The 25,983-nt window shown below is 67.1% G+C and carries 28 protein-coding genes; 8 read left to right on the forward strand and 20 right to left on the reverse strand.

What is annotated here, in order from left to right:
- The first annotated feature begins 236 nt into the window (after positions 1 to 236).
- Entirely contained in the window at positions 237 to 2,021 is a 1,785-nt protein-coding gene (gene msbA / locus V9L21_RS13140; RefSeq protein WP_337312465.1) for a lipid A export permease/ATP-binding protein MsbA, read from the forward strand.
- A 15-nt stretch (positions 2,022 to 2,036) separates the two neighbouring features.
- Here msbA and rng read toward each other — a convergent pair whose 3' ends face one another.
- Genes rng through V9L21_RS13180 form a run of 8 tightly spaced genes read right to left on the reverse strand, consistent with a single transcriptional unit; the run spans position 2,037 to position 8,894 of the window.
- Entirely contained in the window at positions 2,037 to 3,563 is a 1,527-nt protein-coding gene (gene rng / locus V9L21_RS13145; RefSeq protein WP_157614057.1) for a ribonuclease G, read from the reverse strand.
- Between the two features lie 7 nt (positions 3,564 to 3,570).
- The gene (locus V9L21_RS13150) at positions 3,571 to 4,176 is read right to left on the reverse strand and encodes a Maf family protein (protein WP_337312467.1); all 606 of its coding nucleotides are present in this window, start codon (positions 4,174 to 4,176) and stop codon (positions 3,571 to 3,573) included.
- On the reverse strand, positions 4,173 to 4,640 hold the full coding sequence (gene rlmH, locus V9L21_RS13155; protein ID WP_081270496.1) for a 23S rRNA (pseudouridine(1915)-N(3))-methyltransferase RlmH: 468 nt from the start codon (positions 4,638 to 4,640) through the stop codon (positions 4,173 to 4,175). The genes V9L21_RS13150 and rlmH overlap by 4 nt, the downstream gene beginning before the upstream one ends.
- Positions 4,637 to 5,302, reverse strand: coding sequence for a ribosome silencing factor (gene rsfS, locus V9L21_RS13160; RefSeq protein ID WP_337312469.1), 666 nt, complete (start codon positions 5,300 to 5,302; stop codon positions 4,637 to 4,639). The genes rlmH and rsfS overlap by 4 nt, the downstream gene beginning before the upstream one ends.
- Complete coding sequence (gene nadD, locus V9L21_RS13165) at positions 5,302 to 5,928, reverse strand: nicotinate (nicotinamide) nucleotide adenylyltransferase (RefSeq protein ID WP_337312472.1); 627 nt, start codon at positions 5,926 to 5,928, stop codon at positions 5,302 to 5,304. The genes rsfS and nadD overlap by 1 nt, the downstream gene beginning before the upstream one ends.
- Positions 5,925 to 6,842 carry an oxygen-dependent coproporphyrinogen oxidase gene (gene hemF, locus V9L21_RS13170; RefSeq protein ID WP_337312474.1) on the reverse strand — a complete coding sequence of 306 codons (918 nt, stop codon included), beginning with the start codon at positions 6,840 to 6,842 and terminating at the stop codon, positions 5,925 to 5,927. The genes nadD and hemF overlap by 4 nt, the downstream gene beginning before the upstream one ends.
- Complete coding sequence (gene purD / locus V9L21_RS13175; RefSeq protein WP_126746024.1) at positions 6,842 to 8,140, reverse strand: phosphoribosylamine--glycine ligase; 1,299 nt, start codon at positions 8,138 to 8,140, stop codon at positions 6,842 to 6,844. Before purD ends, hemF begins: the two co-directional genes overlap by 1 nt.
- A gap of 28 nt (positions 8,141 to 8,168) precedes the next feature.
- Positions 8,169 to 8,894, reverse strand: a complete 726-nt coding sequence (locus V9L21_RS13180; RefSeq protein ID WP_126746025.1) for a YebC/PmpR family DNA-binding transcriptional regulator — start codon at positions 8,892 to 8,894, stop codon at positions 8,169 to 8,171.
- Between the two features lie 117 nt (positions 8,895 to 9,011).
- Here V9L21_RS13180 and V9L21_RS13185 point away from each other — a divergent pair, with 117 nt between their 5' ends.
- From V9L21_RS13185 to V9L21_RS13200, 4 genes are read left to right on the forward strand one after another with little or no spacing between them, the layout of a single operon-like run.
- Entirely contained in the window at positions 9,012 to 9,800 is a 789-nt protein-coding gene (locus V9L21_RS13185; protein WP_337312477.1) for a class I SAM-dependent methyltransferase, read from the forward strand.
- Between the two features lie 2 nt (positions 9,801 to 9,802).
- Entirely contained in the window at positions 9,803 to 10,831 is a 1,029-nt protein-coding gene (locus V9L21_RS13190; RefSeq protein WP_337312479.1) for a chorismate transformation enzyme, FkbO/Hyg5 family, read from the forward strand.
- Between the two features lie 31 nt (positions 10,832 to 10,862).
- The gene (locus V9L21_RS13195) at positions 10,863 to 11,666 is read left to right on the forward strand and encodes a lysophospholipid acyltransferase family protein (protein WP_337312481.1); all 804 of its coding nucleotides are present in this window, start codon (positions 10,863 to 10,865) and stop codon (positions 11,664 to 11,666) included.
- Positions 11,633 to 12,409, forward strand: coding sequence for a glycosyltransferase family 2 protein (locus V9L21_RS13200; protein WP_337312483.1), 777 nt, complete (start codon positions 11,633 to 11,635; stop codon positions 12,407 to 12,409). Before V9L21_RS13195 ends, V9L21_RS13200 begins: the two co-directional genes overlap by 34 nt.
- A 31-nt stretch (positions 12,410 to 12,440) precedes the next feature.
- Here the strand turns inward: V9L21_RS13200 and fabG are convergent, their stop codons facing one another.
- The 10 genes from fabG to V9L21_RS13250 are packed head-to-tail and all read right to left on the reverse strand — an operon-like array spanning position 12,441 to position 21,934.
- Positions 12,441 to 13,172, reverse strand: coding sequence for a 3-oxoacyl-ACP reductase FabG (gene fabG, locus V9L21_RS13205; protein ID WP_337312485.1), 732 nt, complete (start codon positions 13,170 to 13,172; stop codon positions 12,441 to 12,443).
- The gene (locus V9L21_RS13210; protein WP_337312487.1) at positions 13,169 to 13,642 is read right to left on the reverse strand and encodes a hydroxymyristoyl-ACP dehydratase; all 474 of its coding nucleotides are present in this window, start codon (positions 13,640 to 13,642) and stop codon (positions 13,169 to 13,171) included. The genes fabG and V9L21_RS13210 overlap by 4 nt, the downstream gene beginning before the upstream one ends.
- Positions 13,639 to 14,412: a class I SAM-dependent methyltransferase gene (locus V9L21_RS13215; protein WP_337312489.1), complete on the reverse strand. Its 774-nt coding sequence runs from the start codon at positions 14,410 to 14,412 to the stop codon at positions 13,639 to 13,641. Before V9L21_RS13215 ends, V9L21_RS13210 begins: the two co-directional genes overlap by 4 nt.
- Positions 14,409 to 15,251, reverse strand: coding sequence for a polysaccharide deacetylase family protein (locus tag V9L21_RS13220; RefSeq protein ID WP_337312491.1), 843 nt, complete (start codon positions 15,249 to 15,251; stop codon positions 14,409 to 14,411). Before V9L21_RS13220 ends, V9L21_RS13215 begins: the two co-directional genes overlap by 4 nt.
- Entirely contained in the window at positions 15,251 to 17,647 is a 2,397-nt protein-coding gene (locus V9L21_RS13225; RefSeq protein ID WP_337312493.1) for an MMPL family transporter, read from the reverse strand. The genes V9L21_RS13220 and V9L21_RS13225 overlap by 1 nt, the downstream gene beginning before the upstream one ends.
- Complete coding sequence (locus tag V9L21_RS13230; protein ID WP_337312495.1) at positions 17,644 to 18,282, reverse strand: LolA-related protein; 639 nt, start codon at positions 18,280 to 18,282, stop codon at positions 17,644 to 17,646. Before V9L21_RS13230 ends, V9L21_RS13225 begins: the two co-directional genes overlap by 4 nt.
- Positions 18,254 to 19,252: an acyl-CoA synthetase gene (locus V9L21_RS13235; RefSeq protein WP_337312497.1), complete on the reverse strand. Its 999-nt coding sequence runs from the start codon at positions 19,250 to 19,252 to the stop codon at positions 18,254 to 18,256. The genes V9L21_RS13230 and V9L21_RS13235 overlap by 29 nt, the downstream gene beginning before the upstream one ends.
- Complete coding sequence (locus V9L21_RS13240) at positions 19,252 to 20,961, reverse strand: AMP-binding protein (RefSeq protein WP_337312499.1); 1,710 nt, start codon at positions 20,959 to 20,961, stop codon at positions 19,252 to 19,254. The genes V9L21_RS13235 and V9L21_RS13240 overlap by 1 nt, the downstream gene beginning before the upstream one ends.
- Before the next feature lie 13 nt (positions 20,962 to 20,974).
- Complete coding sequence (locus tag V9L21_RS13245) at positions 20,975 to 21,619, reverse strand: hypothetical protein (protein ID WP_126746037.1); 645 nt, start codon at positions 21,617 to 21,619, stop codon at positions 20,975 to 20,977.
- Positions 21,620 to 21,622: 3 nt separating this feature from the next.
- The gene (locus V9L21_RS13250) at positions 21,623 to 21,934 is read right to left on the reverse strand and encodes a phosphopantetheine-binding protein (protein WP_055796895.1); all 312 of its coding nucleotides are present in this window, start codon (positions 21,932 to 21,934) and stop codon (positions 21,623 to 21,625) included.
- A gap of 101 nt (positions 21,935 to 22,035) precedes the next feature.
- Between V9L21_RS13250 and V9L21_RS13255 the strand changes: the two genes are divergently transcribed.
- Positions 22,036 to 23,550, forward strand: a complete 1,515-nt coding sequence (locus V9L21_RS13255) for a helicase HerA-like domain-containing protein (protein ID WP_337312501.1) — start codon at positions 22,036 to 22,038, stop codon at positions 23,548 to 23,550.
- Positions 23,551 to 23,582: 32 nt separating this feature from the next.
- Here V9L21_RS13255 and V9L21_RS13260 read toward each other — a convergent pair whose 3' ends face one another.
- Positions 23,583 to 24,224, reverse strand: coding sequence for a DUF1109 domain-containing protein (locus V9L21_RS13260; RefSeq protein WP_337312503.1), 642 nt, complete (start codon positions 24,222 to 24,224; stop codon positions 23,583 to 23,585).
- Positions 24,221 to 24,802, reverse strand: coding sequence for a sigma-70 family RNA polymerase sigma factor (locus V9L21_RS13265; RefSeq protein ID WP_443304813.1), 582 nt, complete (start codon positions 24,800 to 24,802; stop codon positions 24,221 to 24,223). Before V9L21_RS13265 ends, V9L21_RS13260 begins: the two co-directional genes overlap by 4 nt.
- Positions 24,803 to 24,984: 182 nt before the next feature.
- Here V9L21_RS13265 and V9L21_RS13270 point away from each other — a divergent pair, with 182 nt between their 5' ends.
- Positions 24,985 to 25,404, forward strand: coding sequence for a hypothetical protein (locus V9L21_RS13270; protein WP_157614087.1), 420 nt, complete (start codon positions 24,985 to 24,987; stop codon positions 25,402 to 25,404).
- A 19-nt stretch (positions 25,405 to 25,423) separates the two neighbouring features.
- Positions 25,424 to 25,891 (forward strand): DUF6152 family protein, encoded by a 468-nt coding sequence (locus tag V9L21_RS13275; RefSeq protein ID WP_337312506.1) that lies wholly within the window; start codon positions 25,424 to 25,426, stop codon positions 25,889 to 25,891.
- The last annotated feature ends 92 nt before the right edge of the window (positions 25,892 to 25,983 follow it).

The raw sequence follows: 25,983 nt of genomic DNA on the forward strand, positions 1-25,983 counted from the left end.
AGCCGCGACGAGGCTGCGGCGTGCAAAAAACGATGAAGAAGGAGTTGGAATGGAAACTGGCAACGGCTTGTTCATGCGGTTCGGAGATGTTTCGGGGAAAAAAGTTCTACCCGATGCGACGGGCCACATGTTACACACTGGTTTGGTGGTGCCGTCACAAAACGTGTATTGGGCGGCGCGGTCCTACATGACACCTCGCTGAAGGCCTGTTTGGGCGCCCCGTAGAATTCGCCGCCATGCAAGCATCCCCCGGCAGTGAGACCGCACGCCCTCCCCTGATTCGCCGGCTGGCGCGCCTCATGACCTGGTTCGGTGGCTCACGCCATTGGTGGGCCGTGGGGATCGTCGGCGCCCTGATGGCGGCCATTACCGAGCCCTTGATGGCGGCCCTGCTCAAGCCGCTGCTCGACCGCGGATTCAACCGCGGCCAACTGGCGCTGTGGATCGTGCCCGCTGCCGTGCTGCTGCTGTTCGCGGTGCGCGGCATTGCGCAGTTCATTTCTCAATATGCGCTTTCGCGCATTGCCAACGAAGGCATGCAGCGGCTGCGGCGCGTGCTGTTCCAGCGGCTGCTCGGGGCCGAGCTGGCCTTGTTTTCGCGGCAGTCGGCCAGCGCACTTTCCAACACGGTGGTGTATGAGGTGCAGACCGGCTCCATGTTGCTGGTGCAGGCGCTCCTCGGGCTTTCGCGGGACGGCTTCACGCTGGTTGCGCTGCTCGCCTACCTGGTCTACCTGAACTGGAAGCTCACGCTCATCGTCGCCTTCCTGGTGCCGAGCATCTCCTGGATCATGAAGGTGTTCTCCAAGCGCCTCTATCGCCTGACGCAGCAAGGCCAGCAAGCCACCGACGAGTTGGCTTACGTGGTGGAAGAAAACGTGCTCGCGCACCGCATGGTGCGGCTGCACGGCGCCGAAGAAGCCCAAGGCGAACGCTTCGAGCAACTGAGCCAGCGCCTGAACCGGCTGGCCGTGAAGTCGACCATTGCGCAGGCAGCCACCACGCCACTCACGCAGATGATGGCGTCGCTTGCGCTGTCGGTGGTGGTGATGATCGCGCTGTGGCAAAGCGGCGAGCAAGGTCTCACGGTGGGCGGTTTTGTCGCCTACATCACCGCCATGCTGATGCTGATTGCGCCCATTCGCCGCCTGGCGGACATGGCCGCGCCCATCACCCGCGGCCTGGCCGCGCTCGAGCGCGGCCTGGTGCTGATCGACGACGTGTCCCCCGAGCCGCAAGGCAGCTTCGGCATCGAACGAGCGCAAGGCCGCATCGAGCTGCGTAATGCGGTGGTCAGCTACCGGGGCGAAGACGAAGCCCGTGCGCTCGACGGCGTGAGTCTTGCCATCGAGCCGGGCCAGGTGGTGGCTTTCGTCGGTCCCTCGGGCTCGGGCAAGACCACGCTGGTCAACCTGTTGCCGCGCTTCGTGCTGCCGAGCGGCGGCCAGGTGCTGCTCGACGGGCACGACACCGCGGAATGGGAACTGAAGAGCCTGCGCGCGCAGTTCGCCATGGTGAGCCAGGACGTGGTGATGCTCAACGACACGCTGGCCGCCAACGTGGCGCTGGGTTCCGAAATCGATCGCGACCGGGTGCAGCAGTGCATAGAGGCGGCGAACCTGGCCAGCCATGTGGAGAGTCTGCCGCAGGGCATCGACACCGTGCTCGGCCACAACGCCACGCAGCTGTCGGGCGGCCAGCGGCAGCGCCTGGCCATTGCGCGCGCGCTCTACAAGAACGCGCCCATCCTGCTGCTCGACGAAGCCACCTCCGCGCTCGACACCGAGTCGGAGCGGCTGGTGCAAGACGCCTTGCAGCGGCTGATGCAGAACCGCACCACGCTGATCGTGGCGCACCGGCTCTCCACCATCCAGCACGCCGACCGCATCATCGTCATGGAAAAAGGCCGCATCGCCGAGCAAGGCAGCCATGAACAGCTGATGGCGCTCGACGGGCTCTATGCGCGCCTGCAGACGCTTGCCGTGCGCAGCGCAACGCCGGGACAAGACCCGACGCTCTGAACCCGGCCCTTGGGGTCAGAGCAATACGATGTCGTATTGCCCTTGCCCGATGGCGGGCTCGGCCTGCAATGAAATGGGCTTGCCGATGAAGTCGCTCAGGCCCGCCAGGTGCTGGCTTTCTTCGTCGAGAAAGAGTTCGATCACCTGTGGCGACGAGACGATGCGGAATTCGCGCGGCGTGAACTGCCGCGCCTCGCGCAATATCTCGCGCATCACGTCGTAGGCCACGCTGCGCGCCGTCTTCACGATGCCCTGCCCGCCGCATGCCGCGCAGGGCTCGCACAGCATGTGCGCCAGCGACTCGCGCGTGCGCTTTCGCGTCATCTCGACCAGCCCGAGCTGCGAAAAGCCACCCGCAGTGGTCTTGACGCGGTCGCGCGCAAGCTGCTTGCGAAACTCCGCCAGCACCTGCTCGCGATGGTCGTCGCGCCCCATGTCGATGAAGTCGACGATGATGATTCCGCCGAGGTTGCGCAGCCGCAGTTGCCGCGCAATCGCCTGCGCCGCCTCGAGGTTGGTCTTGAAAATGGTGTCGTCGAAATTGCGTGCGCCCACAAAGCCGCCCGTGTTCACGTCCACCGTGGTGAGCGCTTCGGTCTGGTCGACCACCAGGTAGCCGCCCGACTTGAGATCGACCCGCCGCCCCAGCGCCTTGGCAATTTCCTCGTCGACCGAATACAGGTCGAAGATCGGCCGCTCGCCCTTGTAGTGCTGAAGCTTGCCGGCCGCCTGCGGCATGTATTCGAGCCCGAACTTCAGCAGCACCTCGAACTGCTCGCGCGAATCGATGCGGATGGTCTGCGTGTCTTCGCTGGTCATGTCGCGCAGCACGCGCTGCAGCAGGCTCAGGTCCTGGTGCAGCAGCGACATGGCCGGCACCTTGCCCGACGCTTCGCGAATGCGCGACCAGGTCTTGCGAAGGTAGGCAATGTCTTCGGCCAGTTCGGCGTCGGACGAGTCTTCGCCGTTGGTGCGCAGGATGAAGCCACCTGTGTTGGCCGGCACCACGCCACCGCTGTCGGCCGCCGCGGCGGCCTCGATCAGCGCCAGCATGCGGGTGCGCAACGATTCGCGCTGGTCTGCAGGGATCTTCTGCGAAACGCCGATGTGGTTGTCTTGCGGCAAGAACACCAGCAGCCGGCCCGCAATGCTGATCTGCGTCGACAGCCGCGCGCCCTTGGTGCCGATCGGGTCCTTGATCACCTGCACCAGGAGCGACTGGCCCTCGAACACCTGCTTCTCGATGGGCACCATCGGTCCGCCGTTGCGGTGGTCACGGTCGGGCGCGGGTGCGCTCGGCCTCGAGCCCGGCGTGAACGGTGCCACGATATCGGCCACGTGCAGGAAGGCCGTGCGCTCAAGGCCGATGTCGATGAAGGCCGACTGCATGCCCGGCAGCACGCGCGAGACCTTGCCCAGGTAGATGTTGCCGACCAGCCCGCGCTCCAGCGTGCGCTCGACGTGCAGCTCTTGCACCGCGCCGTGCTCGACCAGCGCCACACGGGTCTCTTGCGGGGACCAGTTGATCAGGATGTCTTGCATGGAGTTCTCAGGTATTGAAACCGGCGCTGCGAAGAAGCTGCGCGGTCTCGAACATCGGGAGTCCCATGATGCCCGAATAGGACCCGCTGATGTGCTCGATGAACGCAGCCGCCGCGCCCTGGATTGCATAGGCCCCGGCCTTGCCGAGCGGCTCGCCGCTTGCGGCATAGCGCGCGATCTGCTTCTTGCTGATTGCCGCGAAGCGCACACGCGACACACTGAGCGCGGCGTGGCGACGGCGGCCATGCTGCAGCGCGACGGCCGTCAGCACGCGGTGCGTGGCACCCGAAAGCAGCGCGAGCATGCGCTCGGCATCGCGCGCGTCTTCGGGCTTGCCGAGGATCGTGCGGCCCAGCGCGACCGTGGTGTCGGCGCAGAGCACCGGCGCATCGGCCAAGCCGAGGCGCTTGCGCCGCGCAACGGCGGCATCGAGCTTGAGCGCCGTGACGCGCTGCACATAGGCAGTGGGCGATTCGTTGGGCAACGCCGCTTCGAGCGATTCGGCGTCTTCTTCAGGGCCGGCAAGCAGCAGTTCGTGGCGAACGCCAAGCTGGCCCAGCAGTTGGGCCCGGCGCGGGCTCTGCGACGCGAGGTAGATGAAGTCTGGAGTCATTCCCGGTGGTACGGATGGCCCGCGTTGACGGACCAGGCCCGGTAGAGCTGCTCGACCAGCAGCACGCGCGCCATGGCGTGCGGCAGGGTCAGGTCGGACAAGCGAATGCGTTCATGCGCCGCAGCCTTGAAAGCCGGGTCGAGCCCGTCCGGTCCGCCAATGACGAGCGCGACATCATCGCCCTCGCCTTGCCAGCTCTGCAGGCGCGCGGCCAGTGCCTTGGTAGTAAGCGCGGTGCCGCGCTCGTCGAGCACCACGATGCGCATGCCCCTGGCAATGGCGCCTTCGATGCGCTCGCGTTCGGCCGCGTAAAGCGTTTCGAGCGACTTGGAGCCGCGGGGTTCGGTCTTGACCGCGCGCAGCTCGAGCTTGAGTTCCGGCGGGAAGCGCTTGGCGTAGTCGTCCCAGGCAGTCTGAGCCCAGTCGGGCATGCGCTGCCCGACGGCGACCACCAGGAGCTTCATGCGCGGCGCGCTGGCGCCTTCTTGGCAGGCGCCTTCTTTGCCGCGGGCTTCTTCGCGGCGGGCTTGCCGACAACCTTGACCGGCACGCGCGCGGTCGTGGTCTTCTTGGCAGGCGCCTTCTTGGCGGCGGTTTTCTTCGCCGGGCTCCGGCTGGCCTTCTCGGCCTTGGCTTCCTGCTCGGCCGCGCGGATGGCGGTCTTGGCCGCGCTTGTGCGGCGCAGGTTGGGCATCTTGGCGGCGACGGGCTTCTTCTCCTCGATCACCTTGGCGGCGGTTGCAAGGGCCGGCTTGGTGCCGCCGAGCTTGGCGCGCACGGGCTTGTCGCCCCAGATCTCTTCGAGGTGGTAGTACTGGCGGATGGCGGGCTGCATGATGTGCGCCACGGCCGCGCCGCAGTCCACGATGATCCACTCGCCGTTGTCCTCGCCCTCGATGCGCGGCTTGCCGAAGCCGGCTTCGCGCACCGCGTCGCGAACACTCGCGGCCAGCGCCTTGGTCTGGCGGTTGGAGGTGCCCGAGGCAACGATCACGCGCTCGAACAGCGGCGAAAGATGCTCTGTGTCGAAAACCTGAATGTCCTGCGCCTTGACGTCTTCGAGTCCATCGATGATGGCTCGCTGGAGTTTCTGGGTGTCTTTCTTGGCGGCGGCTTCAGTGGTCATCAGGCAGGGCGGTAAAGGTGGTGTTGGTCAATATAGCGTGCAACGGCGGACGGAACCAGCGAGGAAATGTCCTCGCCAAGCGCCGCGCGCCGCCGGATTTCGGTGGCGCTGGTGTCCATGGCCGGTAATTCGAGCGCTTCGAAATGTGCGCCAGCCGGAAGGCCGGGCAGCATTTTCGGATCAAAACGAGCAATGCCGCCCGTCGATAGTGCGCGATACGCTACAGAAACAATAGCAATGCCGAGTATAGCCTGCCAGCCATGCCATGTGGGCAAGGCGGTGGCCTGGTCGGCGCCCATGATCAAGACCAGCTGCGCACCGGGTTGTTCATTCCGCAACTCATGCAGGGTATCGAGGGTGTAGGTGGGGCCGTCGCGCAACACTTCGCGGCTGTCGACCACCACCCTGCCCGCAAGCCCCGAGAAAGCCAGCCGCGCCATCGCAAGGCGGTCTTGCGCCTGCGTAAGAGTACGGCTCTTGTGCCAGGCCTGGCCGGTGGGAATGACGTGCAGCTCGGCCAGGCCGAGCTGTGAAAGCGCTGCTTCGGCCAACGCCACGTGGGCGTTGTGAGGCGGATCGAATGCCCCGCCGAAAACGCCGATGCGCGGAGCGCCGGAGGAACTCACAACCAGTCGCGCCGCACGATGAAGTCGCTGTACAGCGCGGCTTCGGGGCTGCCCGGTTCGGGTTGCTGGCGATAGGCCCAGCTTGCGAGCGGCGGCATCGACAGAAGAATCGATTCGGTGCGCCCGCCCGATTGAAGCCCGAAATGCGTACCGCGGTCCCACACCAGGTTGAACTCGACGTACCGCCCGCGCCGGTACAGCTGAAACGCCCGTTCGCGCTCGCCCCACGGCATGCCGCGGCGGCGCTCTACGATGGGCATGTAGGCGGGCAGAAAAGCGTCACCCACGGAACGCAGCATCGCAAAGCCGTTGTCGAAGCCGCCCTCGGCAAAGTCATCGAAAAAGATGCCGCCGATGCCGCGCTGCTCATTGCGGTGCTTCAGAAAGAAATACTCGTCGCACCACGTCTTGAAGCGCGGGTATTTGTCGTCGCCGAAGGCAGCGAGCGAATCTCGGCACGCGGTGTGAAAGTGCACCGCGTCTTCCTCGAAGCCGTAGCAAGGCGTCAGGTCCATGCCGCCGCCGAACCAGCACACCGGGTCCTTGCCCTCAGGCAACGCGGCCAGCATGCGCACGTTCATGTGAACGATGGGCACGTAAGGATTGCGGGGGTGGAACACCAGCGAAACGCCCATGGCTTCGAAAGGCGCGCCAGCGAGTTCAGGCCGGTTCTGCGTGGCCGAAGGCGGCAGCCTGGGCCCGCGCACCTGCGAAAAACCGCAGCCCGCGCGCTCGAACAGCTCTCCGCCTTCGAGGATGCAGGTAAGGCCGTGGCCCTGCAGGCTTTCTCCGGGTTCTTTTTGCCAGGCATCGCGCGTGCAAGCGCCGCCGTCCGCCGCTTCTACTGCCTCGACGATCTGCTGCTGGAGCCTCTGCAGGTAGTCGCCGACCGCCGCCGGATTGGTCTGCTGCATCAAGCCTGCGGGTTGTTGCGCGCGTGAACCGCGCGGTACCCGATGTCCTTGCGGTACTGCGCGCCATCGAAGTTGATGCGCGCCGCCACTTCATAAGCCCGCTGCTGCGCGAGCTTCACGCTGTCCGCCAATACGGTCACGCAAAGCACGCGGCCACCGCTGGTCTTCAGTTCGCCGTCTTGCTGCGTGGTGCCGGCATGGAACACCACGGCATCGGGCGCCTCGGCCGGAATGCCCGTGATGCGGTCGCCCTTGCGCGGCGACAGCGGGTAGCCGTGCGCCGCCATCACCACACCCAGCGCCACGCGCCGGTCCCATTGCAGCTCGACTTGGTCGAGCGTGCCGTCGGTCGCGTGCCAGAACACTTCGAACAGGTCAGACTTGAGCCGCATCATGATCGGCTGCGTCTCGGGGTCGCCCATGCGGCAGTTGAACTCGAGTGTCTTGGGGTGGCCCGACGGATCGATCATGAGACCGGCATAGAGAAAACCGGTGTACGGAATGCCGTCTTTTTCCATGCCGCGAATCGTCGGCAGGATGATTTCGCGCATGGCACGCGCGTGCACCTCGGCCGTGACCACCGGCGCGGGCGAATAGGCGCCCATGCCGCCGGTGTTGGGGCCTTCATCGTTGTCGAGCAGGCGCTTGTGGTCCTGGCTGGTGGCCAGCGCGGTCACGTTCTTGCCGTCGCACAGCACGATGAAGCTGGCTTCCTCGCCCTGCAAGAATTCTTCGATGACGACACGCGCGCCGCCGTCGTTGTGCGACACGCCGAATTTGTTGTCGACCAGCATGAAGTCAACCGCCTCGTGGGCTTCCTGCGCGGTCATGGCCACCACCACGCCCTTGCCGGCCGCCAGGCCGTCGGCCTTGACGACGATGGGCGCGCCCTTGGCATCGATGTACGCGTGGGCCGCGGCCGCATCGGTAAAGGCCTCGTACTCGGCCGTCGGGATCTTGTGGCGCTTCATGAACGCCTTCGAAAACGCCTTGGAGCTTTCGAGTTGCGCGGCGGCCTGCGTGGGGCCGAAGATGCGCAGGCCGTGCGCGCGGAATTCATCGACGACGCCAGCGGCCAGCGGCGCCTCGGGGCCGACCACGGTGAGCGCGATCTTTTCCTTCATGGCCCATTCGCGCAGTGCGGCGGGCTCGGTGATGTCGATGCAGTCGTAGCGCTCGTCGCTCACGGTGCCGCCATTGCCCGGCGCCACGTACACGCGGCTGACCCGGTTGGCCTGCGCCAGGCGCCACGCCAAGGCGTGTTCGCGGCCCCCTCCTCCAATTACCAGTACCTTCATTCGCAGGCCTTCATTCGCTGTATGTCGTTCATTCGGAAAGCGCCGCGTTGTGATAGACCTCCTGGACATCGTCCAGGTCTTCGAGCACATCGAGCAGCTTTTGCATCTTGGCCGCGTCTTCGCCGGTTATTTCGACGGTGTTTTCAGGCCGCATGGTGACCTCGGCCACCTCCGGCTTCAGGCCGGCGGCCTCCAGCGCGTTCTTCACGGCTTCAAAGTCGCCGACGGCGGTGAGCACCTCGATGGCGCCGTCATCGTCGGTCACCACGTCTTCGGCGCCGGCTTCGAGCGCGAGCTCCATCACCTTGTCTTCATCGGTGCCGGGCGCAAAGATGATCTGGCCGCAGTGCTTGAATTGAAAGGCCACCGAGCCTTCGGTGCCCATGTTGCCGCCGTGCTTGGAAAACGCGTGGCGCACTTCGGCCACGGTGCGCACGCGGTTGTCGGTCATGGTGTCGACGATGATCGCCGCGCCGCCAATTCCGTACCCCTCGTAACGAATTTCTTCGTAATTCACGCCTTCGAGGTTGCCGGTCGCCTTGTCGATGTTGCGCTTGACGGTGTCGATCGGCAGGTTGACGGCCTTTGCTTTTTCAACCGCCAGCCGCAACCGAGGGTTAGCACTGAGGTCGCCGCCGCCAGTGCGGGCCGCCACTGTGATTTCGCGAATGGCGCGCGTCCAGAGCTTGCCGCGCTTCTCGTCCTGGCGGCCCTTCCGGTGCTGAATGTTTGCCCATTTGCTGTGTCCGGCCATGACTTCTCTTTCTCGCAATCCTGTGTTTTCAAAGCAGGCTCCGAGTTTACTGTCCGGCGCACGCAACGGCGGGGCGTCCAAGCCGAAGCGGCCGGGTCTTTTGGTGATAATCCGTCGATGACGCCATCGCCTTCTGTCGTTCCCGGGAATCCGGCCATCCTGCCGCCGCATACCCCCTTGCCGCTGTATTACAAGAACGAGGCGGAGCACCAGGCGTTTCTGCGCCGCATCTTCGACACCACAGCCGCCGACTACGACCGCATCGAGAGCGTGCTCGCCTTCGGCACCGGCCCGGCCTACCGGCGTGCCGCGTTGACGCAGGCCGGCCTCGTTGCCGGCGCACAGGTGCTCGACGTCGGCATCGGCACCGGGCTGGTCGCGCGCGAGGCGCTCAAGATCATCGGCCCGACGGGCAAGCTGGTGGGCGTCGATCCCAGCGTGGGCATGATGGAACAAATCGACCTGCCGGGCGTAGAGCTGGTTCCGGGTGTGGCGGAATCGCTGCCCCGGCCTGATGCCAGCTGCGACTTCGTGAGCATGGGCTACGCCATGCGCCACATCAGCGATGTGGCAGCCGCGTTCGGCGAGTTCCACCGCGTGCTGCGCCCCGGTGGACGCTTGGTGGTGCTCGAAATCACCAAGCCGCAGGGCCGCATTGCCACCGCCCTGCTCAAGGGCTACATGCGCGCGGTGGTGCCGCTGATCGCCCGCGTGGTTGGCCGCCGCAGCAACACCTCGGAGCTGTGGCGCTATTACTGGGACACCATCGAAGCCTGCATTCCGCCCGAGCGCGTGCTGGAGGCATTGCGCGCCGCCGGCTTCACCGAAGTGCGCCGGCATGCGAGCCTGGGCGTTTTTTCCGAATACATGGCCCGCAAGCCAGAAAACACCGTCGAGGCCGGCTGACCGTGCGAGTACAGGGCGAAATTTCTCATCTGCGCGTCGAGCGCCTTTCACTGTCCGACAGCCTTGCGCTGGCCGCCAACGGCACCGCGCCTTTTGCGGCGCTCGGCTACGGCACGCCTCACGGGCTGGCATGGATGCCGACCGTCAACGCGCGCGTGCTTTCCGCGCAAGGCGCGATGGCCGACGTGTGGCACGTGGACGGCGGCCAGGTCCAGTCGGGCACCACCGGCATCGCCCGCTGGCGCAGCAATGGCCACTGGCTGCTCGGCGCCATCGACATCGATGAATCCGCGGAAAAACAGAACCTCGCCGAAATTGCGCACAGCGCCTACCGCGACCTATTCAAAACGCTCGACCACGCGGCCACGCCGCACCTGCTGCGCATCTGGAACTACCTGCCGCAGATCAATGCCGACGGCGGCGGGCTGGAGCGCTACCGCCAGTTCAACCTCGGGCGGCAAGAAGCGTTTTTCGAGGCCGGCCGCGCTGCCTTCGAAGGCGCCCCTGCGGCGTGTGCGCTGGGCATTCACCAAGGCGCACTGTCGATCCGGTTCCTGGCCGGACAAACGGCGCCCGTGCCGGTCGAGAATCCGCGCCAGGTCTCGGCTTATCGCTATCCCGAAACCTACGGCCCGCGCTCGCCTACCTTTTCTCGCGCTGCACTGGCGGATGTCGGCAACGGCGACGTGGCGCTTTTCATCTCGGGCACCGCGAGCATCGTGGGGCATGAAACCGTTCACCAGGGAGACGTGCTGGAGCAAACGCGCGAGACGCTGCGCAACCTCGAGGCGGTGATCGCGGCGGCCAACAGCCAGGTCACGGCCACGTTTTCGCTCGCAATGCTCGACTGCGTGGTTTATGTGCGCCATCCGGCCGACACCGATGCGGTGCGCAGCGTGCTCGAAAACGCGCTGGGCGCCGATGCGCCGATGATCCGCCATGCGGTCTACCTGGAGGCGGACATCTGCCGCAGCGACCTGCTGGTGGAGATCGAAGCCCATGCTGTCGCCCCGGGTCGCCTGCGGGCCTGACCCGTTGTTGCGATTCGACCGGACCGACGAGATGTCGATGACCCGTGTGCTGCGCATTCTCACGACCATTCCGCTCGCGTTGATGCTCTACGCGCTGCTGCTGTTCCTGGGCCTGATTTCGCTGGTCTGGAACTTCGTCGCCATGCTGCTGTATCCGGTCATGCCGGAGGCGCCCGCGCGCAAGCTGGGCCGCCTGACTATCGCCTTTGCCTATCGCATGTTCTGGGGCCTGGCCTCCGTGACGGGAATGATGCGCATCGACGCGAGCTGCCTCGACCCGATGCGCAGCGAGCCCGGCGTGATCTTCGTTGCCAACCATCCCACGATGCTCGATGCGCTGCTGCTGGTGGCGCGGCTGCCGCGCAGTGCCTGCATCATGAAGGCCGACCTGCTGCGCAACATCTTCCTTGGTGCGGGTGCGCGCCTTGCGCGCTACATCAGCAACGAATCGGCGCGCACCATGGTGCGGCTGGCGGTGGCAGACCTTCGCAACGGCGGGCAGCTGGTCATTTTTCCGGAAGGCACGCGCACGGTTACGCCGCCGCTCAATCCCTTCGGCCACGGCGTGACGCTGATCGCCAAGCTCGCGCAGACACCCATCCAGACCGTATTCATCGAGACCGACTCGCCCTATCTCAGCAAGGGCTGGCCGCTGTGGCGCGTGCCGCCGCTGCCCATCGTCTTCAAGCTGCGGCTGGGCGAGCGGTTCGCGCCCTTGCAGGACAGCCACGTGCTGCAATCGGAGCTGGAACAATACTTTCGCCAAAACATGGAACAGCGCGCCACCGACGCGTCCCCCGCATGCCAGACGCCTCGCGCACACACCTTGTCCTGATTCCCAGCTACAACACGGGCGAACGCCTGTTTTCGACCGTCGAAGCGGCGCGCGCCCAATGGAACCCCGTGTGGGTGGTGGTGGATGGCAGCACCGACGGCACCGGCGAACGCCTGCAGCAAATGGCTGCGCGCGACCCAGGCCTGCGCGTTTGGCTGCTGCCGCAAAACCAGGGCAAGGGCGCGGCCGTGCTGCACGGCCTGCGCGCGGCGCGTGAGGCCGGCTTCACGCACGCGCTGACCATGGATTCCGACGGCCAGCATCCGGCCGACCTGATTCCTTCGTTCATGGCCGCTTCGCAGGCGCGCCCCGAAACCATGGTGCTCGGCCGGCCGGTGTTCGACGCCTCCGCCCCGCTGCTGCGCGTGCGCGGAAGGCGCGTGTCCAACGGCTGGACCCAGCTCGAAACCCTGTTCGCCGGCGTCGGCGATTCGCTCTACGGATTTCGCGTGTACCCGGTGGCCGACCTGATCGCCGTGATGGCGCGGCAACCGTGGATGCGCCGCTTCGACTTCGACACCGAAGCCGTCGTGCGGCTGGCCTGGCGTGGCGTCAAGCCCGTGAACATCGATGCGCCGGTGAAGTACCTGACGGCCGAGGAAGGCGGGGTTTCGCACTTTCGCTATGGACGCGACAACGTGCTGCTGACGTGGATGCACACGCGGCTGATGGTCGAATTCGTGCTGCGGCTGCCTGGGCTTGTGTTTCGCAAGCTTCGGGAGGCGCCGCCTTTTCAGAGATAGCGCTTCTTTGTTGGGGCGCCCGGCAGCAAGCTCAGATCATTCCGCCGTTGATCGAAATCACCTGCCCCGTGATGTAGGCCGCCTCGTCGCTGGCCAGGAAAGAAGCCAGCGCCGCCACTTCCTGCGGCGTTCCGGCGCGCTTCATCGGGACCATCTGATTCACCATGGCGGGGTCGAAGGCGGCGTCGGCCATAGGCGAGGCGATGATGCCCGGCGCAATGGCGTTGACCGTGACACCGCGCGACGCCACTTCGAGCGAAAGCGCCTTGGTCGCGCTGTTGAGCGCACCCTTGGCGGCGGCATAGTTGACCTGTCCGCGGTTGCCGGTCAGCGCCGAGACCGACGAGATATTGAGCACGCGGCCCCAACGTGTGCGCATCATCGGCAGCAGCAGCGGCTGGGTCACGCGGAAGAAGCCGTTGAGCGAGACATCGATCACCTTGTGCCACTGTTCGGCACGCATGCCGGGCAGCACGGCATCGTCGTGCACGCCGGCGTTGTTGACGACGATCTGGATCGGCCCATCTTCGAGCATGCGTTCGCATGCCGTGCGACAGGCTTCATCGCTGCGCAAATCGAACACATGGCACTCGGCCTTGCCGCCAGCAGCCGCAATGGTGGCCGCCAACTGCTCCACCGCTTCGGGACGCGAGTTGGCGTGCAGCAGCACCGTGGCGCCGTCGCGTGCCAGGCGCTCGGCCATGGCGGCGCCCAGTGCGCCGCTGGCACCGGTGATCAGTGCACGTTTTCCTTCAAGGCTCATGAGGCAGTGGCTCCGGTTGCAAGCGGCGTGTTCAGCACCACCACGGCGCGGCCTTCGGCCAGCATGAGGCCGTCGCTGTCCGTCACCGCGAATTCATAAAGTATCTGGTTCGTATCGCCCGAAAGGCGCCGCGCCTGCACCTGCAATGCGCCTGCAACGTCGTCGAGGCGAGCAACCGAGAAGCGCACGCTGCGCGCACTCGCCAGAAAGCCGGCCGATGGCGCGCTTCCTTCGGCGGCCAACAGGCCGCCGTGCAGCGCCATCGCCTGCGCGGCGTATTCGATGGCGTTGGGCGCGAGCAGGCCGCCTGCCGTTCGCAGAGGGTTGTCGGGCTGTGTGTGCGTGCGGGTGCTGCAATGAATCGACTCGGTGTCCCAGCGCTCGAGCCGGTCGAGCAGGCACATGCTGCCGCTGTGCGGAATGCGCTGCGCAATGCCCGCACGGTCGAGCGTTTGCGGGGCCGTTGTCACGCAGAGGGCCCCAAGTCGGCCACCAGCAGCACGTTGGCGAAGGGCGTGCCTTCGCTCATGGGAATGCTCTGCACGCTGAAACCCAGCCGCTGCAGCACCGCGATCCAGTCGGCCAGCGGACGGCCCCAGGTCGGCGAAACCTTGTGGCCTCGGATGCGCGTCACCGTGCGGTCGACCCACTGACTGATGGCGAAGCCGCGCTTGCTCGATGCATCGCCCACGCGCAGCAGCAGCCGCGCGTTCGAGTTGCCGCCGCGCTGCAACGCATCGCGCACGCGCTGCAGAACGCCGTCCTGCGCTTCGATGCTCACGTAGTGCAGCACGTCGAGAATCACGACCAGGTCGCAATCCGGCAGCGCCGCCGAGCACATGTCGGCGCAGACCAGCTTCGGCGCCGGTTGCAGATGGCCGATAGAGGCCTCGGCACGTGCCACGTCCTTGGGCATCAGTTCGATGCCGGTGTAGTCGGCCGCGGCCGGCGTCGGCTTCCACGACGACGGCCAGCGGCCCTTCGCCTGCATCTGGCTCATCGACGCGAGCAGGCTCGCAAAAAGCCCCTGCCCGCAGCCGATGTCGACCACGCGCCGATGCTCCGCACCGATCAAGCCGCGCTCGAGCAGCCCACGAAACACTGGGTCGCGTCCCAGCTTGCCGCGCGCAAAGTGCCAGGCAAAGCTGCCACCCTTCTTGTAGGGAATGGTGGCGGCCTCGTGCAGTTCGCGCCATGCGCTGTCGGTCGTTCCGGTTGAAGAAGGCAGCACAGCGCTCATGGCTTCAGCCCCTCGGGCAAAGTGACGGCGCCAAGGCCTTCGGCGCGCAGACGTTCGAGCAACAAGGGCAATACCTCCAACAACACGGGATTTCCTTCAGGGGTGCGCGCGGCGTTGCCGTCGTGCAGAAGCAGGATGTCGCGCGCCTGCAGGTTGCGGGCGAGGCGCGCCATGACCTTGGCGGGATCGCCTTCGCGCGTGTCGAAGCCGCGGCGCGTCCAGCTCACGAGCGAAAGACCGAGCCGGTGCAGCACCGGCTCCAGGAACGGATTGCGCAAGCCGGCCGGCGCACGGAAACAGGTCGGGCGCTGGCCGGTGGTTTCCGCAAGGATTTCCTGCGCCCGGGCAATCTCGCTCGCAAAGCCGCGCGGGCCAAGAAAAGAAAAATTGTGCCGATGCCGCGCGGTGTGGTTCTGGATGCTGTGGCCACGCGCCACGATTTCGCGCGCGAGCGCCGGGTTCGCAAGCACGCGCTCGGCAATGCAGAAAAAGGTGGCACGCTGGCCATGCGCGTCCAGCAGATCGAGCACGCGGGGCGTCACCTCGGGCTCGGGGCCGTCGTCGATGGTGATGGCCACTTCGCGCCGGGCGCCGGCCGCCTCGGGCAGGCGCGTAACGTTGGGCCCCAGAAGACTGCTGCGCGGCGTGAGCCCCGCACCGGTGATGAGCGCATGGTTCAGCACGACGGCACCGATGGCCCAGGGCATCGCCCCCGGCACCAGCGCGCCCGCGCCGATGGCGGCCACGTGCAAGGCCGCGCTCGCGCGAATGGCCGGCGGCCAGGGCCACGATTCAGACGGTGCGGCGGATGCGGATGACATGGCTCGGGATTTTCCCATCAGCCGCGTGCGGGCGGCGGCGCCATCCGGCTCGCGAACGCAGCCGAGAGCAGCAGCGCCAGCAAGGCACCCGGCGCGACCACGCGGCCGATCGACGACAGCGCCGGAATGTCCGAAATCGCGATCAGCCCGAAAGACACCACGGTGGTCAGGTTGGCCAGCATCAGCGAGGCCAGCGTGTCCTCGTCGGCCCGGCCCGCCACGCGCAGCTGGTCGAAGAACAGCGCGTAGTTGGAGCCGACCGCAACGATCAGCAGCAGCCCGACCAGGTGAAGGATGCCCAGCGGCACCTGGAGCACGGCCATGCCGCCGAGCGTGAGCACCACCGCAACCACCAGCGGCTGGCACACCGCAAGCAGGCGCTTGCCCGAACGCAGGTAGATGCCGAGCAACACCACCACGGCCAATGCGCCGAGCAGCACCTGGACGAAGGCCTCATGCAGGTAGCGTTGATAGAGCCCGGCAAGTTCGCGGCCCACATCGACCACTTGCACTTCAGGCGCGCCCGCAAGCGCCGCTTCGAGCCGCCCCGCATCGAACTTCGGGCCCGGGTGCAGAACCACCAGCGTCGACCAGCCGCCGCCGGGGCGCTGGTACATGAGCGTGTTGACGACCGAACCGAGCGGGCCGTCCTTCAGGTCGGCGCGCCGCACGGGCGCCAGCTTGCGCGCGGCTTCGACTTCGGCCAGGAAGGGGCCGAGGCGCGTGGCGGGCAACGGCGACCCTTGGGTGGCCTCGGCAAGGCGGTTTCGCAGGGTTTCGCCGTCCGGCAGGCTGGCGAGGCGCGCCGCCTGGGCTGCCACGCTCGGGAGCACGCGCGTCACGGTTTCGAAGCCGCCGAGCTCCCCCTTGTCGACCAGCGCCTCGAGCCGCGCGGCGGCCGCCTCGGTATTGCGCAACGCGGCCTCTTCGTCGGCACCGTAGACCACGACCAGCGTGCTGCCGTCGCCGGTGCCGATGTCGGCGCGCAGCATTTCGTCGAGCTGCTGGGCCGACTTGGGCACCGGGCTCATCGCGCCGAGGTCGGCGCGCCAAAGATGCCCGCCCTGCCAGATGACCAGCGCCAGCGCGGCCACACCGAGGCCGGCCAGCACCCAGCGCAGTCGCGGCAGGCCGCGAACCAGCAGGCCGGCGCCGCGCGCCATGTACTTGCGCATGCCCATGCCCGTGGCGCCGTCGGGCGCGAGCATGGGCAACGCGTAGCGCGTGGCGAGCGCGGCGGCCACGAGCCCCGCAATCGAGAAAACGCCCAGCTGCGCGAGGCCTGGAAAGCCCGAGAACACCAGCGCCGCAAACCCGCACACCGAGGTGAGCAGCCCGAGCCGCACAGTGGGCCAGTGCACGTCGCGCCACCTGGCCCACCCGGTGCCGGCCGCGGCGGCGCCGCGCGCCTGAATGAGGTAATAGATGGCGTAGTCGACCGTCTCGCCGATCAGCGTGCTGCCAAAGCCCAGCGTCATGCCGTGCACGGAGCCGAACACCACGCCCACCGCGGCAGTGCCGATGACCACGCCCGTGGCCACGGGCAGGAACGCGATAACCAGCGCGCGCGGCGACGCGAATGCCAGCAGCAGCAACCCGCCCATCACGATGCCGCCCACGATCGCAAGGTGGATCGCTTCGGTCTTGATCTTGTCGCGGCTCAGCACCGAGAACACCGGCGGGCCGCTGAGCAGCAGCTTGGGTCCGGCCTCGCCCATGGCGCGCGTTGCGGCATCGAAGGCCGCATGCACGCGCGCAATGGCCGCGGCCTGTGCGTCGAGGTCGCTGCCCGCGGCGCGCGTGGTGGCGATCATGAGGGCGCGCGGCGCTGTGCGCGACATCCACACGCCGCCCTCGGTACGCGGCGCGCTGGCCGGCGCCAGGTCCACGGCAATGCGCTGCGTCTCACCGGTCGGGTCGCGGTCGAGCAACGGCTTGATCACGTTGCCGGCGGGCGTGCCCAGCATCGACAGCGTTTCGTTGATTGCGTCGCGCAATCCGTCGACGGTGAACTGCTCGGGCCTGACGCCCGGCGAGAGCTGGTAGCGGTGATCGAAGACCCAGGTGCCGGCTTCGGTCCAGTCGCCGGTGTCGCCGTTCTGGATCAGGTCGAACAGCTGGCTTTCGCGCATGGCCTTGGCTACCGCACGGGACACCGCGGCGCGCTGCTCCACGTTGGCGCCGCCCTCGATGCCGAGCAGCAGCGTGCGCGACGCCACGCCGCTTTGCAGTTGCTCGATGAGCACCTGCTGCCGCACGTCGGGGCTCTTGGGCAGGAAAGCCGAAAGGTCCGCGCTGAATTGCGTGCGCGCGATCTGCAGCGCACCGCCGAGCAGGATGACAACCCACACCAACAGCACCAACGCGCGGCGCTGCCAGCTCGGCGGCCCTCCCCCGGTCTCGCGCGCGATCACGGCGTGGTGCGCCCGGCAGCGCCCGCTGGCGCAGAGGGAGCGGCGCCAGTCCGCTCGGGCGTGATGTTCATCACCGAGCGGTCGCCGCCGACGAACTCCATCTCAAGGCCCAGCACTTCGCCCGCGCGGCCGGTGATGCGGATGCTGCGCATCTGCGCCGCCAGGCGGCTGTCGATCGGTGCGAGGTCGAGCGTCCAGTTGCTGGCCGAACCGCCCACCGTGCTGCGGAAATAGCGCTGCAACGTGGTGCCGTCGCCGGTCAGCGTGCCGCGCATGGCTTCGACCAGGCCGAGCAGCTCGGGCATGCTGTCGAGCGTGAGCGTGCGGTTGCGGCCGCCGCGCGAGAGCGTGAGCGTGTTGCCTTCGACCGCCATGGTTTCGACGCGCGGCGACAAGGTGCGCCGCACCAGTTTGTCGGGTGCCTCGAAGCTCAGCGTGCCGCGCGCATCGAGCGGGCCTTCCAGGCCGTGGACGAAGCGCTGCTCGGTGAAGCGCGCCTCGCCGCTCTTCTGCTTGGAAAGCAAACCCATCAACTCGGACAGGTCGAAAGCCCACGCCGGCGCGGCGCAGCAGGCCAGTGCCAGCAGCAGGCTCCTGCAAAGCCAGTCAAACCGAATCTTCGAGCCAGAAATCATGAAAATTGAACCAGTTGTAGGGGTAGGCGCGGCACAGCGCTTCAAGGTGCGCCACGTAGGCTTCGACTGCCGCGCGGATGCGGCGTTCCCGCTCGGCGGGGTCGGATGCGCGTTCGCTGAAGTCGGCCAGCAAATCGAACTGGACATCGTAGCGCGCACCGCCGCCGTAGAGGCCGGCCATGAAGAACACCTTGCGCCGCAGCAGCGCCGCGAGACGGAACGGGCCGTCGTTGAAACTGGCCGGCTGGCCCAAAAAAGGCAGCACGATGTTGTTGCCGCGCTGCTGCGCGGGCTGGTCCTCGCTGCCCGGCAGCGTGCGGTCGGCCAGCATGCCGCCAAGGCCGCCATGGTCGAGCCAGTCGCGCAAGGCGAGCATCGAATGCGGCCGGCCCAGCGCGATCACGTGGGGCCGCGCCTCGGGCAGGCTGATGGCGTTCAGAATGGCCGTGATGCGCTGCGCGTTGTCGGGGTACATCAGCATCGCGAGCCGCAACTCCTGCTTGTGCTGGCTGTGGTGCTTGCAGGCGCCCAGCGCCTCGAAGCTGCCGACGTGCGCGCCCAGCAGAAAGGCGCCCCGCCCCTGCAGCGCCTCGGTCTCCAGCGGCAGGTTGCCCTTGACCTTCACCTCGAACAGATCCATGCGCCCGCGCAGGAAGTACACGCGGTCGAGCACCGTCGAGGCAAAGGCGTGCAGCAGGCGATAGCCGTCGATCCACCCCGCATGCGGGCCGATGGCCCTGAACAGGTAGCGCTTGATGTGGCGGCGCGGCGTGGGCGCGAACAAGAGAAAGTACAGGCTGATCGGGGGCAGCAGCAGCCGCGTGACGTGGCGCCCGAAAACCAGCGCCATCATGCAGATGAAGCGCAGGGCCAGCATGTTGCTGCGCTCCGGGGCGCGCGCCCAGTCGCCGCGCTGCCCCGTTTGCGACGCCTCTTTCACGGCGTGCGTCTCGGCTTCGGTGTGCTTCATCACGCGGAGCCTGGCGCCGCGGTCCAGCGGCCGGTGACAGCCACCACGCCGTCACAGCGCACGTCGAAACGCACGCCGCGCGCGGCGCCGGCCTCGGGTTGCAGTTCGATGGAGAGCATGCTCCCCGGGCGCACCGGCGCCAAAAATTTGGCCGCCGCGAGCGTGGGGTGGGCGCCCAGGCGAGCAACCAGGGCCGGCACTCGCTGCACGGCTTCCATGACCTCGGCCAGTATCAGCGCCCCCGGCAGCAGCGGCTGACCGGGAAAGTGGCCCGCAAACGCCGGGTGATCAACGGGCACCGCATGGGCAAACTCCACCGGAGTGTCGTCTCCCGCAAGCTGCGCAAGCGCGAATTCGCGCAGCGCACGCACGGTGAGCTTGCCGGTGCCTTCGCGCGGAAAAGCCTTGACCTGCACCACGCGCCTCGGAACGAACACTGGCTCGAGCCGCTGCCGCAGCGCCGCGATGATTTCGCCGGCCGAGAGCGTGGGCGCCACCACGAACGCCACGGGGCGCACCACGCCGTCGGCCACTTCGTCGGGGAGCCAGAACGCGCCGTCTTCAACACCGGCGATGCTGTTGAGGTGGTAATTCAGATGCGCGAGCGAACTGCGCCGCCCCGCCACGTGAATCAGGTCGTTGGCCCGGCCGAACAGGCGGAAGCGGCGTGCATCGAGCAGCTCGAGCACGTCGGCCATGGGCGTGGGCTCGGGCAGGAAGTCGCCGCTGAAAATGAAGCGCTCGGGTCCGTCGCCCTCGCCCGGTTCGGCATGCACGCGAATGTTGCCGAAGTTCTCCCAGACCTCGCTTTGCGTGGTGCGGCGGGTGGCGACCTGGCCGGACTCGGTGCTGCCGTAGATTTCAATCAGCACGCCGCCGAGCGCCTGCTCGGCCTGGGCCGCCAGCTGCGGCGAGAGCGGCGCGGTAGCCGAAAGAATCAGGTCGACAGGCGGCAGCTCGATGCCCGAGAGCAGCAGCGTCTTCAGGTGGAAAGGCGTGGTGACCAGCGCACGCGGGCGCGGCACTGAGGCCAGCGTTTTCACCACGTCGGCCGGAAAGAACGGCCGTCCGCTTTCGAATGCGGCGCCGCCCAGCATGGCCAGCAGCACCGACGATTCGAGTCCGTAGCTGTGCTGAACCGGCACGGTCGCAACCAGCGTCAGGCCGGCAAGCGATGGCCGCCCGAGCAGGCTGGCGAGCCGCTCCACCGCCACGGCCACATCGCCCACCAGTGTTTCCCACCGCTTGGCGTGCGGCTGGGGCACGCCGGTCGAGCCGGAGGTCAGCAGGCTCACGGCGTGCATGCCGCCGTCGACGGCCGGCACCTCGAGCCCGGCGCCGCCTTCGGGGCTGGACCGGTCTTCGATCAGCACGCGCGGCATGCCGGGGGTGGCCAGCCCGACGTCGTCGGTCAGCGCAAAAAGATTCGATCCGCCGGATTCGAGCAGCCGCGCGAGCGTGTCGGGCCGGGCGTCGGGCGGCAAGAGGCTTGCATGGCCGCGCACCAGCGCAGCCGCCAGGCTGACGGCAAAGGCATAGCGGTCGACACACAGGTTGACGGCCTTGCCCTCCGCGGGGAGCACCGGCGCGAAGCGGGCCACGTCGGCCAGGAACTGGCGCGTGCTCACCGGCACGCCGGCACGCCACGCCAGGGGCGCGTCGAGGTCCCGGTTGGTGATGAGCGGCAGCAGGCGGGTTTCGGCGGTCACGCGGGCCCCTGCTCTACCGGCTGCCGGTGCCGTTGTCGATGGGCGATGTTCCCTGGAAGGCGCGCACCGCGTCGATGAGCCGCGTGCGCTCGAATTCGGGATGCAGGCGGTAGCGCACCAGGTGTTCGCCCACGAAAAGAAGCGTCACCGAAAGCGGGGTCAGCACATTGGCCAGCAGCGACCAGGCGGAGAAAGGCAGGCTCAGGTACACCACGATCGACGACACGACCACGAGCGCGAAATACGCGGTCCAGATGCGGGTGAGCTGCGTGGTGTAGGCCAGCATGTGGCCCTTGAGCGGATGCACCCGCTGGGCAAACTGGGTGATCAGCGGCAGGCCGGGCCCGCGCAGCGAAGCGCCGAACCAGCCGCACAAGAGGCCGTTGATGGCCACATGCTGGAACACATAGAGCCGGTTGGTATCGCCCGCCTCACCCAGGAACACGAGCGCAAAGCCTGCAATGCCGAGCAGCATGGCGGCAATGAAGCCCCAGCGGCCTAGCTTGCTGGCGGCAAAACCCATGGCGGCCAGCCAGAGCGGGCCGAGCAAGACCACCACTGCCCACGGCTCGGTGGGGTGGAACAGCATCATCCAGTGAGAGAGGCCGGCATAGGCCACTCCCACCAGCAGCAGGAGCGCCAGTCGCCATCGAGACATGGATCAGGAGGCGCTGCGGTGCTGGGCGACGTGGGTCGCGAGCGTGCGCAGCGACTGGAAGATCTGCTGGTTGCGCTCGTCGTCCGAGCGCAGCTGGAAGCCGTAGCGCCGGGACACCTCGAGCGCAACCTCGAGGATGTCGATGGAATCGAGGCCCAAGCCTTCGCCGTACAGCGGATCGGTCGGCACGATGTCTTCGGGGGCGACTTCCAGATTGAGCGCGTTCACCAGCAAGACGGCCAACTCTTTTTCAATCGGCGACTGTTCAGGTGAATCGCCAACGGCGGGAATGGGGGGCTGAGCAGTCGATGACAAAAAAACCTCCTGAAACTTTTTCCGTAACTACCTCGGGGGCCGTGGATTATAGGAGCGCCGCTTGATTAGACTGCCCGCTTCGATACGACCCGGAGCCCTCAATGGCCGACCCCCTCCTGATAGCACGCCACGACGCCACCGAGTGCGCCCTGCTCCCCAGCCTGGCCAACCGCCACGGCCTGATCACCGGCGCCACCGGCACCGGCAAGACGGTCACCCTGCAGACCATCGCTGAAAAACTCTCGAGCATCGGCGTTCCGGTGTTCATGGCCGACGTCAAGGGCGACCTCACCGGCATGAGCCAGAAAGGCAGCATCGGCGAAAAGATGGCCGCCACGCTGAAGGAACGCGGCATCGAGCTGCCCGAACCGGCCGCCTGCCCCGTCACCCTGTGGGACGTGTTCGGCGAACAGGGCCATCCGGTACGGGCCACGGTGTCCGACATGGGCCCGCTGCTCCTGGGCCGCATGCTCGACGTGAACGAAACCCAGGCCGGCGTGCTGAACCTGGTGTTCAAGATCGCGGACGACAACGGCCTGCTGCTGCTCGACCTGAAGGACCTGCGCGCCATGCTGCAGTACGTGGGCGAGAACGGGAGCCAGTTCACCACCGAATACGGCAACATCAGCGCCGCCAGCGTGGGCGCCATCCAGCGTGGCCTGCTGCAGATCGAGACCCAGGGTGGCGACAAGTTCTTCGGCGAGCCGATGCTCAACATTGCCGACTTCATGCAAACCGTGGGCGGCAAGGGCGTGGTCAACATCCTGGCCGCCGACAAGCTCATGAACTCGCCGCGGCTCTACGCCACGTTCCTGCTCTGGATGCTGTCTGAATTGTTCGAGCAGTTGCCCGAAATCGGCGACCCCGACCAGCCCAAGCTGGCGTTCTTCTTCGATGAGGCCCACCTGCTGTTCAACGAAGCTCCCAAGGCGCTGATCGAACGCATCGAGCTCGTGGTGCGGCTGGTGCGTTCCAAGGGCGTAGGCGTCTATTTCGTGACGCAGAACCCGCTCGACATCCCGGATTCGGTGCTGGCCCAACTGGGCAACCGCGTTCAGCATGCGCTGCGCGCCTTCACACCGCGCGACCAGAAGGCCGTGAAAGCCACGGCCACCACCATGCGCCAGAAGCCGGGCCTGGACATCGAAACTGCGATCACGGAGCTTGCCGTCGGCGAGGCGCTGGTGAGCTTTCTCGACGCCAAGGGCCGCCCGAGCGTGACGGAGCGGGTGTTCGTGGTGCCGCCGGGCAGCCAGATCGGCCCCGTCACAGCCGCGCAGCGCCAGGCCGTGATTGCCAATTCGCTTGTCGCCGGGGTGTACGAGAAGACTGTGGACCGTGAATCGGCCTACGAAAAGCTCAAAGGCCGTGCCGAGACCGCGCCCGATGCACCACCGGCCGCCAAGCCGGGTGCCAAGGGAGCGGCCGAATCCTCCGAGGGCGGCAGCAGCATGCTGAACGACCTGCTCTTCGGCAGCACCGGCCCGCGCGGCGGCAAGCGCGACGGCTTGGTGCAGACGATGGCCAAGTCGGCCGTGCGCACCATGGGCACTTCGGTTGGCAAGGAAATCTTGCGCGGCGTGCTGGGCGGCATCTTCGGGGCCAAGAAGCGCTGAAGCCGGACCGGCCCTCGCCCGGCCGGTGCGGTTTACCAGCGCAGCAGGCGCGGCCCCAGCATTGCGCCCAGCACCACTGGCACCGCAATGCCGCTGATGTACCAGACCGCAAGGAACGGTGCCGTCAGTTCCATGCAGTGCAGCGCGTACACGGCGGCACCCACCCCGCCCGCCAGCCCTCCGGCGGCCGCGCCAGCCAAGGCCGGCCGCGTGGGCGCCAACCCCTTCAACGCGACCAGCGCCGCCGCAAAGACGGGCAGCGCCATGAGTCCGATGCTGACCGCGCAGGTGCGCCACGACTCGCCCATGAGCAGCGGCATGCGTTCTTCGGGCGGCGCGTTGAACCACGACATGGCCGCCAGCACCCACACCACGAGCACCGGCACGGCAATGCCGATCCAGGCGCGCCGCACCGGAACGCCCGGGCGTGCGAGACGCTGGACCGTCACGAAGGCCGCCGCCGCAATGCACAGCGGAAACAGCACCTTGACCCAGAACATCGGCCAGAACATGGCCTGCACCAGATCGCGGCGAACACCGTATTCGGCAAGCAGGATGGCAAACGACAGCGGCACGCCGGCCAGCACAGCAATTGCCAGGCGCCGCCCGGCGGCGCGGCGCGGCGCGGGCGCGGCACCGGTGGCCAGCATGGCCACGAGATCGTCGGTTTTCATGGCGTCTTGCTCCTGAGTCTGGCCGCGAGTGCCTTGAGGCCGCGGTGAATGCCTACCTTCACGGCCGATTCCGACATACCGGTCAGGCTCGCCGTCTCGGCCACCGAGAGGCCTTCGAGCTTCACATGCACGATCGGCAGGCGCTGGCGCTCCGGCAGGGTCTCCAGCAGGCCGCCGATGTCGCGGCGCGCATCGCTGGCGTCGATGGCCGACTCGGCGAATACAGCCAGGTCATCGTCCAGCGGGTCATGCAACGCCTCGCGCGCCGACTTGGCACGCAGCAGGTCGATCATCTTGTAGCGCGCAATCGCATGCACCCAGGCCGTCAGCGGCTGGTCGCTCTGGTAGGTATGGCGCTGGTTGTGCATGGCGAGCAGGCATTCCTGTACAAGGTCTTCCACTTCGTCGGGCCAGCCGAAAAGGCGCTTGCCCAGAAAAGCGCGCAAGTGCGCGCTGAGTTTTTGCAGGAATTCGCGGTAAGCCGCTGCGTCGCCGGCAAGGCCGCGCAGGAACAGGCTCCGCAGCGCCGCCTCGGCGTCACTCATTCGCGTCCTGCTGTCCATAGTGTTTCGTGCCATCGGACCGGCTGGTTACAGCCCGTTCAAGAAAAAGGTTCCGCCGGATTGTGCCGTTACCGCGCGACACCGGGTCGCGTCCTCGGCTAAGCTCGCCCGAACTCACTGAAGGAGCGCCCGTGCCACCTGCTGCCGCATGCTTCTTGGCCCCTGAACCGGCTTCGGCCCGCACCTGAGGCGCGCGGATGCTGGCCGGCCTCGCTTCGCACCCCTGGGCCTATCCGGCGCTGGAGGTGGTGCATATCGTGGGCATTGCGATGTTGTTCGGCGGCCTGCTCGTCTTCGAGTTGCGCGTGCTCGGGGTGGGCAAGGAACTGTCGCAAAGCCAACTGGCCCGGCTCACGCTGCTGCCGGCGCTGGCGGGTTTTGGCCTGTGCGCCGCTACCGGCCTCACGATGTTTGCAAGCCAGCCCGGCGAACTGCTCGCCAACTCCGCATTCCGCGTCAAGCTGCTGCTGATCTGCCTGGCAGGCGCCAACGCCGCCTGGTTTCACGCGCGCGGCGGGCTTGCCGCGAGCGGCGCCATACCCAAGCTGCAATGCCTGTTGTCGTTGGGGTTTTGGCTCGCTGTCATCATCTGCGGGCGTTGGATCGCTTACATCTGAACTGAACAAGGAGTCCGAGATGATGCAAAGGCGCATGTTCGTTGCCGGTTCGCTGAGCCTGGCCCTTCCGGCGTGGGCTCACCACGGCTGGAGCAGTTTCGACCAGGACCGCCCGCTCTACCTGGAGGGGCGTGCGACCAAGGTCATGTGGCGCAACCCGCATGGCGAACTGGAACTGGAACTGCCCGAGAACCCGACCTTGCCCGCCGACCTGAAGCAGCGCCCGCTGCCCAAGCAGAGCACGGCGGTCGACGGCCCCGCACTGCTGGCCAAGGCCCAGTTGCCGACCCGGCGCGACCGCAAGTGGCTCGTCGAGCTGGCACCCCTCACGCGCCTGCAGGCCTGGGGTGTCGAAGAGATCAAACCCGGCACGCCCGTCGCAGTGCTTGGCTTCACCTTCACCGGCGAAAAAGGCGATCCGGTGCTGCGCGCCGAATACCTCTTCGTCGGCGGCAAGGCCTACGGACTGCGCTCCTCGCCCGCCTGAAGCAGACCCCTCCCCGGGCGTGCTCCGCGCGTGTTCGCGAGTGCGATGGCCATGGCCGCGCCCTGCTTGCCAGCGGCGCGGCTCATCGGTAC

This window comes from Variovorax sp. CCNWLW235 (genome assembly GCF_037204085.1).
Classification (GTDB): domain Bacteria; phylum Pseudomonadota; class Gammaproteobacteria; order Burkholderiales; family Burkholderiaceae_C; genus Variovorax.

Bases quoted from the DNA above. Each gene is read 5' to 3' on its own strand.
- msbA (WP_337312465.1), top strand. From the start codon at position 237: ATGCAAGCATCCCCCGGCAGTGAGACCGCACGCCCTCCCCTGATTCGC.
- rng (WP_157614057.1), bottom strand. From the start codon at position 3,563: ATGCAAGACATCCTGATCAACTGGTCCCCGCAAGAGACCCGTGTGGCG.
- V9L21_RS13150 (WP_337312467.1), bottom strand. From the start codon at position 4,176: ATGACTCCAGACTTCATCTACCTCGCGTCGCAGAGCCCGCGCCGGGCC.
- rlmH (WP_081270496.1), bottom strand. From the start codon at position 4,640: ATGAAGCTCCTGGTGGTCGCCGTCGGGCAGCGCATGCCCGACTGGGCT.
- rsfS (WP_337312469.1), bottom strand. From the start codon at position 5,302: ATGACCACTGAAGCCGCCGCCAAGAAAGACACCCAGAAACTCCAGCGA.
- hemF (WP_337312474.1), bottom strand. From the start codon at position 6,842: ATGCAGCAGACCAATCCGGCGGCGGTCGGCGACTACCTGCAGAGGCTC.
- purD (WP_126746024.1), bottom strand. From the start codon at position 8,140: ATGAAGGTACTGGTAATTGGAGGAGGGGGCCGCGAACACGCCTTGGCG.
- V9L21_RS13180 (WP_126746025.1), bottom strand. From the start codon at position 8,894: ATGGCCGGACACAGCAAATGGGCAAACATTCAGCACCGGAAGGGCCGC.
- V9L21_RS13185 (WP_337312477.1), top strand. From the start codon at position 9,012: ATGACGCCATCGCCTTCTGTCGTTCCCGGGAATCCGGCCATCCTGCCG.
- V9L21_RS13195 (WP_337312481.1), top strand. From the start codon at position 10,863: ATGTCGATGACCCGTGTGCTGCGCATTCTCACGACCATTCCGCTCGCG.
- V9L21_RS13200 (WP_337312483.1), top strand. From the start codon at position 11,633: ATGCCAGACGCCTCGCGCACACACCTTGTCCTGATTCCCAGCTACAAC.
- fabG (WP_337312485.1), bottom strand. From the start codon at position 13,172: ATGAGCCTTGAAGGAAAACGTGCACTGATCACCGGTGCCAGCGGCGCA.
- V9L21_RS13215 (WP_337312489.1), bottom strand. From the start codon at position 14,412: ATGAGCGCTGTGCTGCCTTCTTCAACCGGAACGACCGACAGCGCATGG.
- V9L21_RS13220 (WP_337312491.1), bottom strand. From the start codon at position 15,251: ATGGGAAAATCCCGAGCCATGTCATCCGCATCCGCCGCACCGTCTGAA.
- V9L21_RS13230 (WP_337312495.1), bottom strand. From the start codon at position 18,282: ATGATTTCTGGCTCGAAGATTCGGTTTGACTGGCTTTGCAGGAGCCTG.
- V9L21_RS13235 (WP_337312497.1), bottom strand. From the start codon at position 19,252: ATGAAGCACACCGAAGCCGAGACGCACGCCGTGAAAGAGGCGTCGCAA.
- V9L21_RS13245 (WP_126746037.1), bottom strand. From the start codon at position 21,619: ATGTCTCGATGGCGACTGGCGCTCCTGCTGCTGGTGGGAGTGGCCTAT.
- V9L21_RS13255 (WP_337312501.1), top strand. From the start codon at position 22,036: ATGGCCGACCCCCTCCTGATAGCACGCCACGACGCCACCGAGTGCGCC.
- V9L21_RS13260 (WP_337312503.1), bottom strand. From the start codon at position 24,224: ATGAAAACCGACGATCTCGTGGCCATGCTGGCCACCGGTGCCGCGCCC.
- V9L21_RS13265 (WP_443304813.1), bottom strand. From the start codon at position 24,802: ATGGCACGAAACACTATGGACAGCAGGACGCGAATGAGTGACGCCGAG.
- V9L21_RS13270 (WP_157614087.1), top strand. From the start codon at position 24,985: ATGCTGGCCGGCCTCGCTTCGCACCCCTGGGCCTATCCGGCGCTGGAG.
- V9L21_RS13275 (WP_337312506.1), top strand. From the start codon at position 25,424: ATGATGCAAAGGCGCATGTTCGTTGCCGGTTCGCTGAGCCTGGCCCTT.